The 11,160-nt window shown below is 36.3% G+C and carries 13 protein-coding genes and 1 other annotated feature; of the genes, 9 read left to right on the top strand and 4 right to left on the bottom strand.

Going from position 1 to position 11,160, the window contains the following annotated elements; genetic code table 11:
• On the top strand, positions 1–191 hold a 191-nt coding region (locus JCM12304_RS19675), incomplete at its 5' end, for a YuzI family membrane protein (RefSeq protein ID WP_172675326.1).
• Between the two features lie 80 nt (positions 192–271).
• Positions 272–1,033 carry a YjbA family protein gene (locus JCM12304_RS18375; protein WP_060681937.1) on the top strand — a complete coding sequence of 254 codons (762 nt, stop codon included), beginning with the start codon at positions 272–274 and terminating at the stop codon, positions 1,031–1,033.
• Between the two features lie 40 nt (positions 1,034–1,073).
• Here the strand turns inward: JCM12304_RS18375 and trpS are convergent, their stop codons facing one another.
• Together trpS and ymaG are read right to left on the bottom strand one after the other, a co-directional pair.
• Positions 1,074–2,069, bottom strand: coding sequence for a tryptophan--tRNA ligase (trpS, locus tag JCM12304_RS18380; RefSeq protein WP_060681946.1), 996 nt, complete (start codon positions 2,067–2,069; stop codon positions 1,074–1,076).
• A gap of 55 nt (positions 2,070–2,124) precedes the next feature.
• Positions 2,125–2,303: a binding site (T-box leader), on the bottom strand.
• Positions 2,304–2,475: 172 nt separating this feature from the next.
• On the bottom strand, positions 2,476–2,745 hold the full coding sequence (ymaG, locus tag JCM12304_RS18385) for an inner spore coat protein YmaG (RefSeq protein ID WP_060681938.1): 270 nt from the start codon (positions 2,743–2,745) through the stop codon (positions 2,476–2,478).
• A 216-nt stretch (positions 2,746–2,961) separates the two neighbouring features.
• On the opposite strand from ymaG, the gene JCM12304_RS19445 reads away from it, so the two are divergent.
• Positions 2,962–3,123 carry a DUF6944 family repetitive protein gene (locus tag JCM12304_RS19445; RefSeq protein ID WP_157360479.1) on the top strand — a complete coding sequence of 54 codons (162 nt, stop codon included), beginning with the start codon at positions 2,962–2,964 and terminating at the stop codon, positions 3,121–3,123.
• A gap of 86 nt (positions 3,124–3,209) precedes the next feature.
• Positions 3,210–3,497, top strand: coding sequence for a DUF6944 family repetitive protein (locus tag JCM12304_RS18390; RefSeq protein ID WP_440130100.1), 288 nt, complete (start codon positions 3,210–3,212; stop codon positions 3,495–3,497).
• A 240-nt stretch (positions 3,498–3,737) separates the two neighbouring features.
• Here the strand turns inward: JCM12304_RS18390 and JCM12304_RS18395 are convergent, their stop codons facing one another.
• A complete protein-coding gene (locus JCM12304_RS18395) occupies positions 3,738–4,337 on the bottom strand; it encodes a YdhK family protein (RefSeq protein ID WP_060681940.1) in 600 nt (199 codons plus the stop codon).
• 219 nt (positions 4,338–4,556) lie between these two features.
• On the opposite strand from JCM12304_RS18395, the gene JCM12304_RS18400 reads away from it, so the two are divergent.
• Both JCM12304_RS18400 and JCM12304_RS18405 read left to right on the top strand, forming a co-directional pair.
• A complete protein-coding gene (locus tag JCM12304_RS18400) occupies positions 4,557–5,765 on the top strand; it encodes a putative glycoside hydrolase (protein WP_060681941.1) in 1,209 nt (402 codons plus the stop codon).
• Positions 5,766–6,027: 262 nt separating this feature from the next.
• The gene (locus tag JCM12304_RS18405; protein ID WP_019378976.1) at positions 6,028–6,621 is read left to right on the top strand and encodes a GNAT family N-acetyltransferase; all 594 of its coding nucleotides are present in this window, start codon (positions 6,028–6,030) and stop codon (positions 6,619–6,621) included.
• 49 nt (positions 6,622–6,670) lie between these two features.
• Here the strand turns inward: JCM12304_RS18405 and JCM12304_RS18410 are convergent, their stop codons facing one another.
• On the bottom strand, positions 6,671–7,600 hold the full coding sequence (locus JCM12304_RS18410; RefSeq protein WP_060681942.1) for a c-type cytochrome: 930 nt from the start codon (positions 7,598–7,600) through the stop codon (positions 6,671–6,673).
• 368 nt (positions 7,601–7,968) lie between these two features.
• On the opposite strand from JCM12304_RS18410, the gene spxA reads away from it, so the two are divergent.
• From spxA to JCM12304_RS19210, 3 genes are all read left to right on the top strand, one after another.
• Positions 7,969–8,364, top strand: a complete 396-nt coding sequence (gene spxA, locus JCM12304_RS18415) for a transcriptional regulator SpxA (RefSeq protein WP_019378978.1) — start codon at positions 7,969–7,971, stop codon at positions 8,362–8,364.
• A 439-nt stretch (positions 8,365–8,803) separates the two neighbouring features.
• Positions 8,804–9,499: an adaptor protein MecA gene (gene mecA / locus JCM12304_RS18420; protein WP_026041500.1), complete on the top strand. Its 696-nt coding sequence runs from the start codon at positions 8,804–8,806 to the stop codon at positions 9,497–9,499.
• Positions 9,500–9,776: 277 nt separating this feature from the next.
• Positions 9,777–11,128 (top strand): IS3 family transposase gene (locus JCM12304_RS19210; protein ID WP_157360481.1). Its coding sequence is split into 2 segments (ribosomal slippage): positions 9,777–10,242 and positions 10,242–11,128, totalling 1,353 coding nucleotides; the frame shifts between segments, so codons are not numbered across the junction.
• Positions 11,129–11,160: the final 32 nt, after the last annotated feature.

An 11,160-nucleotide genomic window follows, 5' to 3' on the forward strand; every position in this document is an offset into this window, starting at 1 on the left:
TTTATTTAATTGGCTTTGGACTTGCTGTAACAGGTGGGGTCACAATTATAGCATATACAAATTTTCTTCCTGCAGGGGTAACCTGGTTGGAATACTTCAGCTTTATTTCAACAAGGCCAGAATGCTATTTTCTTCCGGCTGGATTGATTTTAATCGCATTTGTAATTTACCGATTTCCACATAGTCCATAATCTTAACAGATTTAGAATATTTTTCTAGGAGGATGGTCATAATGAATGGTAAATTCACATTTTAAAGTGAGGGTTGTTGTATGTTATATCTGCATGATGTATGGGTAAATTGGTTTGAAGGAGAAGAGAATGGGTATAACGTATGTTATTTTCATGAATGGCGAAAAGAGGATAAAATTGAGTTGTTAGATCAGGTTCCCCTCTTGTACATAACGGAAAATCTATACAACTATATTGAAAATGACATGCACGAGCTACCTAAACCGATGTTGGACGTAATTTATAAACGGGCATACTCTCGTAAAGGGCAAGAGAGAAACGTTATGGAATATGCTGCTATTATTACAGATGGAAATGATATTATGGTAATTGACACGATAGGCTATCAGATCCCTGTTAGGAAAAGCAGATTAATTCCAAGGCAAGAACAACTAGTATATGATATGATCCAAAATACGAAGGCACAATCATTCAAATTTGATGATAGACATTACAAAAAAGAGTATCATATGCTTTCACTAGAGCCTGAGCTCGTTTTCGGTTTAACCAGAAAAGAACGGCAATTGAAACAGTTATTAATGATGGGCCTTGATCAACTGCGTACAGCCAACAATCTTGGTGAATTACGCTATTGGCTTACGGAATGGGACCCGAAAAACTATCCCTACATTCGCGATATGAATGAAGAGCAAGTTTGGCAAGCTTTGTATAATGGTGTGAAAAAAGGATGGACAAGCTCTCATGAGGATTTGTGTGCAAAGCTAATCAAAGGACAGCCATTTCTTGAGAAACTATATGAAATGGAAAACGGAAAAGAAGAAAACGCTTCAAAGCTACAATAAACTAGAAGGGGGGAACGTATGATACGTTCCCCCTTCTAGTTTATTTCTTCTTTTTAACTCTGCCAAGGCCCATTGCCTTTTTAGCTTTAGCTAAATTTTTATTAGCTGTCAAGGCAGCTTTTTCTGCTCCATGGTCTAATATGGTATCTAATTCTTCTGAATCGAGAAGAGCGTAGTATTTTTCCTGAATTGGTTGCAGTACATCTATAACAGCATTTGCTACGCCTTGCTTAAAGTCCCCATAACCTTTGCCTTCGTATTTTGCTTCAAGTGCTTCGATCGATTTTCCAGTACAACTGGATTCAATTGTTAATAGATTGGATACCCCAGGTTTATTCTCTTTATCAAATTTCACTATACCATCTGAATCAGTAACCGCACTTTTAATTTTCTTTTCAATTTTCTTAGGTTCGTCGAGCATAGAGATAAAGCCTTTTTCGTTGGTATCCGATTTGCTCATTTTCTTCGTTGGTTCCTGTAGAGACATAATGCGTGCACCAACCTTAGGAATTTTAACTTCTGGAACAGTGAAAATATCATTAAAACGATTGTTAAAACGTTGAGCCAAATTACGTGTAAGCTCCAAATGCTGTTTTTGATCTTCTCCAACTGGAACGATATCTGTATTGTAAAGTAAAATATCGGAAGCCATTAAAGATGGATAGGTGAATAGAGCAGAAGAAACAGCCTCTTTACCTTCCGATTTATCTTTAAATTGTGTCATTCTTTCCAGCTCACCCATATAACTGATCGATTGTAGCATCCATCCAAGCTGTGTATGTGCGCTAACTTCAGACTGAATAAATAGTGTAGAGGAATCAGGATTAATACCTGAAGCCAGGTAAATTGCTGCAAGTGAACGAATATTTTGTCGCAACTTCAAACGATCCTGTGGTACGGTAATCGCATGTTCATCTACAATACAAAAATAACAATCATGCTCCTCTTGTAACTGGACAAACTGTTGTATCGCTCCTAAATAATTACCAATGGTTAATGTACCACTTGGCTGAATACCTGAAAATATTGTTTTCATCTTGTTCACTCCAATTTTATTTTTTTCCATTAAAAAAAGCTCATTAATCCCCATAAACAGGGACGAATGAACCGCGGTGCCACCCTTATTATTCTGTCATACAACAGAATCGCTTTGTGTGTTAAAATTAGCTCCAAAGTCCAATTCCAATATACCTTGATACTTGTTTACACCAACCACAAGCTCTCTAGAATTCAGGGGGCAATTGTACTACGCCTTTTTCATTGCTATTATTTTTTATCATTATATATATATTTATACAAAATGCAAGTTCATATAGGGGTGCAAGTATCAATTGAGAAAATCATATGTTGAAAATAAACATTAAGCATAAGATCTGAAATAGGAAATAGGTGATTTCCTGTAATGTAATCCTGCAAATCACCTCACCTACACAGTAAGACTTCTAATAAAATGGATATCCAAAGCCACCATAATAAGGGTATCCATATCCATAACCGTATGGAGAAAGTAATGCGCTTCCTAATAAACCACCAACTACGCCACCTAAAAATGGCCCGCCAAACCCAAATCCACCATAAGGATACCCGTAACCAAATGGTCTGCCAAATCCAAATCCATATGGACTGCCAAAACCGAATGGTCTGCCGAACGGGCGCCCGAAAATCCTCTCATCATTTTGAGCTAACTGAAAATTATTCGTGTTGTCATTCATTCTAAAACCTCCATTTTTTGTATACAGTCTTCACTCTTTTATATACAGAATAATATATCCGCACAGTTATATTAACCTATGTTATATATTAAGAAATTGCATAGGCAATCACATAATTAATGATTTATTATGAAAAAACAGCAAAAATTATTTATTTTTTCATATAATATCATCACAATGAAGCTAGTTGAAAATGTTTTCGGAAGGATGAGCTAATTGAATCACATAGCAGTAATGGGTGGGTGGATTCAAGCATCCGGCACAGTAATAAATGCAATAGAGCCTGCTTTTAGTGAGACAAATAGCAAGGTATTTGCAAAAGCAGGAAATATGTTACAAGCTATCGGCAATGCATTATTTCTGAAAATTCCTCGATAATAGTAAATAAAATTGCTAACGAAGTTCAATCAACTGGAAATCTGGTTGTCGTGGTTGGTCTATATCAATAAAACATCACTCTTGAAATTCAAGGTAACCTTATCCAAGCTGTGGGAGCCGGAGTAGGATTTACACATGCGGTGAGGGAAAATAAGCTGGTTGAAGCTATTGGGGACTTATTGCAGACTATCGGAAACAGTCTTCAGTCCATATCTGGAATAATAGAGAAGGAAGAAAAAGTTGATGCTAGTTTACTAGATTATACTGGAGCATGGATTCAAGCGGGAGGGGCTATCATTTCAGCCATTCACCTAACAATTGAAAATGAAACGCACAAAAATTATTATTACGAAGCTTATAATTTAGTGTATTAGGGTGGGAAGAACTCCCATCCTAATACACCATTATTTTGTATGACTGATAACCAAAATTGAAAGATAGTTGGTAGTTGGTTATCAACTGTTTCATGATATAGTTGTAGATCGACATCAAAATTAATTGATGTAAGCATATGTTTCTTTATATTTCATACTGCATTTCAGCTATTTTTCACCCATACCTTTGAAATAACCCTTCCCGCATCACAGCTGTTTTGGAGCTCAATTAAAAGATCTTTATTGAATTGGTGCTAATTCACTTTCAGTTACCCATTTGTGGTTTGTTACCTTTTTGCCACCTGTTGTTGGGACATAATCTACCATGTATACAGTAGTCTCTTGAGCAGAATCAATTTTAGCTGTAGCACCATCCATCCCCTTCATATGAGAGGCATTAATAGTAACCTCAGCTCCGGGTTCTAACGGTTCATCACCTGCATTTTTAATTTCCTCATGTATGACCCATTTGTGGTCTTCTACTCTCTCACCACCTGTTGTTGGGGTGTAGGAAATTGTGTAAACCGTTGTTGTATATGCTCCAGAAACCGTTGCTTCTGCGCCTTCCATTCCTGGCATATGGTCTGTAGTAATTTTCGCTTTACTTCCAACTTCATAGGTTGGATTTTTGGTACTATTCAGATCTTCAGGAACTTCACCAGAACTTGAGTGATTCATTTCCCCATGTGATTCAGAATTATTTTCTTCCGTGGTCTCTGAATTCATCTCAGTATTTGATGATTCTTTTGAGGGGGATTCATCATTACCTTGTCCGCAAGCCGTGAGCGCTATAAGGGAAAATGGTAATAACACACTCATTAAAACTTTTTTTAATCTCATTGTATTTACCTCCTAGATAACAATTCTTTCCTACTATACCCATAAAAAATGCAGATTATATGCAGACTTGTTTACATTCTTGAAAAATGTTTTGTAGGGGAAGTTAAACGAACAGTCCTTAGACAATAACAAAAAATGACAAAATCTATTAATTTTCATTCAAAAAATTATTGTTTTCCTTTATACTGGTAATATAACAGAATGGGAGATTGATAGTTTATGCGATTAGGAAAATACCTAACCTTTGTCAGCGCTATCTTCGTATGCCTGATGATACCAATAGTTATTAGCGCAGATGAGGCAGAAATAGCAAACTTACATAAGGAAAGACAAACGAGCATTAAGCCGATTGATGTAGATAAAAAGATGAAGCGATTTACATATGATTCAGGGTATGAATTTGAGTATCCAGATGCAGTCAGAGGTATATATGTAACAGGAAACTCAGCCGGGGGCAGCAGGTTTGATAAGCTTGTTGATTTAATAGAAACAACTGACTTGAATTCAATGGTTATTGATATTAAAGAAGATCATGGAAACCTTACTTTCAAGCCGGAAGAAGGCTCTCCTTATGAAGATATTGGGAAAAATTATATTGATGATCCAAAGAAACTTATGAAAACGTTAGAAGAAAAAGGAATTTATCCAATCGCCCGAATTGTTGTATTTAAGGATACAGTGTTGGCTAAGAAAAGACCTGATTTATCTTTTACCAAGAATGGAAAGGTATGGACAAACGGAAACGGCGATGCCTTTGTTAGTCCGTTCCAAAAAGAAGTTTGGGAATATAACGTAGAAATTGCCAAGAAAGCAGCGGAAATGGGTTTTCAAGAAATCCAATTTGATTATGTTCGCTTCCCGGAAGGCTTTGAGCACAGAGACGAAGAGTTAAACTATTCTCTTGGTGACTATAAAGATGCAGATATGAACAACATAAAGAAACGAGTAGAAGCAGTTACTGACTTCGTAGCATATGCAAGGGAAGAGCTCTCTTATTATGATGTGGATGTAGCAGTAGATATTTTTGGATATGCAGCAACATTAGAAGAAACACCTGGAATAGGGCAAAACTTTTCACGCATATCTAAAAATGTAGATGTTATTTCTTCTATGATTTATCCAAGTCATTGGACCTCCTATTTTGGTATAGAGAAACCAGACACGGAGCCATATAAATTAGTTTCTGAATATGCAAAGGTGGAAAATGAAGTACTTGATAAATTGGAAGATCCGCCTGTTTCTCGCCCATGGATTCAAGACTTCGAAGCACCTTGGTTATATAGTGGGCCTACAAAACAATATGGAAAAGCAGAGGTTGAGGCTCAGATCAAGGCATTATATGAAAATGACATACACGAGTTTTTATTATGGAACGCAGGAAACTCGTACACCGAAAATGTAGACTATAAAGTTGGATTGTCAAAATAAATTTAAACGGAACAGACCATTATTTAAAATAGTGGTCTGTTTTAATGTTGCATAATCTAAGTGTAACAAGCTCTCTCTAATCTACACCTAATTAATTAAAATCCGCTATAAGAACGAGCAATTTGGAATAAAATGGGTTGTTCTTAAGAAAAGCTAATGTAAATTGCTCTATTTGGATATCCTACCCTGTGAGATGAATTTAACAAATTGATTTTGATTCGTTATAATAAAACGGACTACTAAAACAATAAGGAGTAGATCAATGAATTGGTATGAGAAATTGAACGAGTACTTTCCAGTGGAAGAAATGAAATCAAAAGAGCATATGGAGATGCTCCTAGAGGAAAAGGGGGATGTGTATTACAAAGACGAAAGTCCCCTGCACGTAATGATGTATGCCGAGTTTGAAACGTTTATTTTTATAGATTATGTATGGGTATCTTCAAAAGCTCGTGGCAAAGGAACAGGTCATAAGCTAATTGAAAAGCTTAAAGAAAAGAATAAGCCAATTATCTTGGAAGTGGAGCCTGTGGATTACGAGGATTCAGATACAGAAAAGAGATTGCATTTTTATAGCAGAGAAGGCTTTACCCATGCCCAGTCAATTGGTTATAACCGACGCTCATTGGCGACAAATGAAGAAACTCCTATGGAGATACTATATTGGTCACCAAATGACGATTCAGAAGAGGTTATCTATAAGCAAATGAAGAGAATGTATGAAGATATTCATACTTATAAGGATAAAGAGTTGTATGGAAAGGCATATCAATCCGTAGATGAGGTACTTGTTTATGATGAGGATCGGGATACAGCGGATATTTTGCAAAGTTTAACTCCAAAAGAAAAAGTATAAATTGAACGAGAAACCCATCCGGTATAAGGATGGGTTTCTCTATTTAAAGCTATTTTGCTGGTATAATATTGTCTATTTCAGACCAATCGAATGTGCCCTCTCTGATCTTTTCCCGTCTGTCTTTGGTAATTATATCTGTTGGTTTGCCTCCGTTAGGCCAATCTGTGTCATGTCCTTTCCATTCCGGTCTTTCATGAGATAGAATAAAAGCTGCAATATCAGCAGCCTCTTGATCTGTTAAAGGCTCAGCTGCTCCTGGAGGCATATTATTTTGAATATATCCTGCAATCTTAGACATCCTTGACATTCCAGCACCATCATTAAATGAATTCTCTCCCCAAAGAGCAGGCCCTGTATTTGTTCCCGTTCCTGAACCATCAGTGGCGTGACAAGATAAACAGTTTTTTTCTGCATATAATGCTTCCCCGCTGGATACACTAGGTTCTGGAATTTCCTTCATGGTGTTTTGCATGCGCCAAGGAATTTCTTCTCCAACTTCAATTCCCTCAGATATATATGTTAGATAAGAGACCATTGCTCGCATTTCCTTACTTTCCGGATCAAGTTTTTCCCCATTCATACTTCGCACCATACAACCATTGATGCGGTCTTCAATAGTAAATACCACTCCTTCACGAGGACGGTATTGCGGAAACTGTGTCGTAACACCTACCATGGAAGAAGCCTTAGAAAGACCGCCATCTGCATGACAGCTCATACATGATAGTTCATTTCCTACATTATCGGGCAAGATGGTATTTGTTTCGTTGAACACTTCTTGTCCATAGGTTATATATTCTGTAAGAGGATCATCTGGATTCAAGTCATCCATTGATGGAGGATTATAAACAAGCTCTTCATTCGCAGCTTCTTTTTGGCTCGTATTGGATTGTTTTTCCGCGTTTTCATTATCAGAACAAGCTACGGTGAGTATTAGAAAAATTAATATTAAAAAATAAATTGATTTGCGTCTAAGCATATCTCTTCCCCTCCTTTTATCTTCTATCTCTAAGCTATCTGTTTTTCAGTAATAAAACTATGACATTTATCACAGTTTTAATGTCAATAATGGCTGCTGTTCATTTTTATTTAAAAAAATTATCAATTATTTTCAATTAGAGGGTTTAATTAAAAATGATTAGGGGTAACTTAACATTAATGACAGAAATACATTTCAACAAACATAAAAAAACCCTAAATTTCTTGAATATCCTCTACCTTTCATTAGACAAATGTAGTATACTTTACATAGGGGTTAATTAAACTTATTTTAATTTAATAATCGAATAAGTTAATCCGTGTTTTCGAAATGAAAAAACCCATATCAGAATGAGGAGTGAAGTTTTAATGGTAACACTTTATACCTCACCAAGTTGTACATCTTGCAGAAAAGCAAAAGCATGGTTAGAAGAGCATGATATACCGTTCACTGAACGTAATATATTCTCTGAACCATTATCATTGGATGAGATCAAAGAAATATTGCGAATGACAGAAGATGGTACAGATGAGATTATATCTACACGCTCAAAGGTTTTTCAAAAATTGGATGTTAACATTGAGCAATTGCCAATGAAGGATCTATTTAATTTGATCCAAAAAAATCCTGGTCTGTTACGCAGACCAATCATACTAGATGAAAAACGTCTGCAAGTGGGCTATAACGAAGATGAGATTCGTCGATTTTTACCTAGAACGGTTCGTACGTTTCAATTACGTGAAGCGCAACGTATGGTTAACTAATCAGATTCATTAAATAAATTAAAACGCAGATCAGTTGGTGATGATCTGCGTTTTTAATTTTAAATAGCCACTACAAAAAGCCGACCGTATTATCAGTTTGGTTTTGGCCATGAGCATGTCCTCTTGTTTAAATTAATTTCATGGTGACAAAATGGTGTAAATGGTCTAAAATATATTATTAACTATTCTATGAATTATGGGCTTTTTAATTTCCAATATGGTGGAAGTTATCATACAATAGGTCTAAGAAGAAACTATATACTCAAGTCATATAGTTATATATATAGCTTTTAATGAATAAATGGTTAATTGAGGGGACAATGAACCGATCATTATGGTTAACGCTTTGTAATTTAGGGTATAGCATACTGTAATCTGTTTCATCAAAGGTGAAGTTGTCTCTTCCACCTAACTATTATCAGAAGGGAGAGAATAGATGATGGAAATAGAAAGAATAAATGAGAACACGGTTAAATTTTATATTTCATATATCGATATAGAAGATCGCGGTTTTGAGCGAGAAGAAATTTGGTATAACAGAGAGCGTAGTGAACAATTATTCTGGCAAATGATGGACGAAGTTAATTACAAAGAAGAATTTAATGTAGAAGGACCATTGTGGATTCAAGTTCAAGCCTTGGAAAAGGGACTTGAAATAATCGTAACTAAAGCACAGGTTTCTAAGAATGGCGAGAACATTGAGCTTCATACCGAAGATGGCCATACGGTAGATCTGCCTGTTGATAAAAAAATCGAAAACATGCTGGAAGATAAATTTGGTGCCAAGCAGGAAGAAGATACGGAAGAAATGGAAGATGACCACATGGAGGATAACCTCTGGATTATCGTTAATTTTGATGACTTTGAAGATGTCATTCAGTTAAGTCATTACTTCCAGGATATGACTGGCATTACGGAGGAAATCTTGTATTTCTATAAAAATAAATATTATTTATATCTGGAATTCTCTCAAGACGTACTGGATGATAATATTCAAGAAGACTTGATTAGCCAGGTATTTGAATTTGCAAATGATGCAGATATTACGATTCACATGTTAGAAGAGTATGGTAAGAAAGTTCTCGAGGAAAATACGTTTGAGGAAATCAGAGAACATTTCCCTGCAAATATCTAGACACACTCATTAAAGGAGGGTGTCTTTTTTTTGTGCAATTTAATATATGTTAGGGTGGTAAACTAATTCATAATTTATATAAACTACGACGTAACTTTTCGTCTTTAGCGTATGAAAAATAACTGTGTTGCTCGAAAGTTCACTGAAATATTGAATCTGATTACACCCCCGCTACGGAAAACACTGCGCTTTTCGGGAGCGGTTGATGAGCCTCCTCATGCTATGGGCTGCACCCAAAAATTTGGACACTATATCCAAAACGAGGAGGAGCCTGGAAATGTCCAAGTTTACCGAAGCTATTAAACTACAAGTAGTTAAAGAATATGCGAGTGGAAAGTTCAGTTACCGTGAGCTGGCAAAATATTATGAAGTGGATGAATCTGTTATCCGCTATTGGGAGTTGTTATACCGGCATCATGGGGAGAATGCGTTTAATTTCACCTATACAAACTATCCAGCAGCCTTTAAACTAGAAGTAATTGAATTCATTAACGAAAAAAATTACTCCATTCGAGAGGCATCCGCCATTTTCCATATACCTGATCCTTCTATGGTGCGTAGGTGGAGAAAAAAGTGGGAGGAAGCTGGAGAAGATGCCCTTGAATCGCGAAAGGGGCCTTCTATTATGGGATCGAATCAAAAGAAAAGTTCTTCCAAAGAAGCTGAAAATCAATCAAAGGAAGCTTTAGAAAATGAGCTGGAGTACCTTCGAATGGAGAATGCTTATTTAAAAAAGCTAAGAGCCTTAGTTCAGGAAAAGAACTCACCAATAAACTCAAAGCACAAGTAGTGTTTGAACTAAGGCATGAATTTCCCGTAGCCAAACTGGTTAAAGTAGCAGGTATAAAAAGAAACACGTATTATTACCAGGTAAAACGAATGCAAGAGCCCGATCCCGACCGCAAGTGGAAGCGCAGAATTAACTTTATCTTTCACGAGCACAAGGGGCGTCTTGGATATCGCCGTATTACCGATCTCCTGCAAGAGAAGGGACATATTATTAACGCTAAAAAAGTACTTCGAATTATGCAGGAGTTAGGAATTAAATGTGTGGTCAGAATGAAAAAATATAAATCCTATAAAGGAGCGTATGGTAAAGCAGCACCTAACGTTCTTGACCGTAAATTTAGGGCTGAAACCCCCAACCAAAAATGGGTTACAGACGTAACAGAGTTCAGGTTATTTGGGGAAAAGTTTTATTTTTCTCCCGTATTGGACCTGTTTAATGGGGAAATCCTTACGTTCACGCTTCAATCGAGACCAACATTTGATTTAGTAGAAAAGATGCTGAACCAAGCGCTGGAACATAAAAAGGAAAATGACAACCTCTTGATTCATTCTGACCAAGGGTGGCATTATCGTATGCCCCAGTATCGAGAAATACTTGAACAAAACAAGATCACACAGAGTATGTCCCGAAAAGGCAATTGTTTTGATAATGCCGTTATAGAGAACTTTTTTGGGATACTGAAATATGAATTCCTGTTTTTAGAGGAATTTGAAAGCATTGAGCACTTTAAAAAGGAATTAGAAGCGTACATTTATTACTATAATCATTTGCGAATTAAATCAAGGTTAAATCGAAAAAGCCCCGTGGCATATCGAAAAGCCTTTGAGTTAACTGTATAAAATAGACTGTCCAATTTTATGGGTCCAGTGCA

Source organism: Virgibacillus halodenitrificans JCM 12304 (assembly GCF_001310895.1).
Taxonomy (GTDB): Bacteria; Bacillota; Bacilli; order Bacillales; family Amphibacillaceae; genus Virgibacillus_Q; species Virgibacillus_Q halodenitrificans.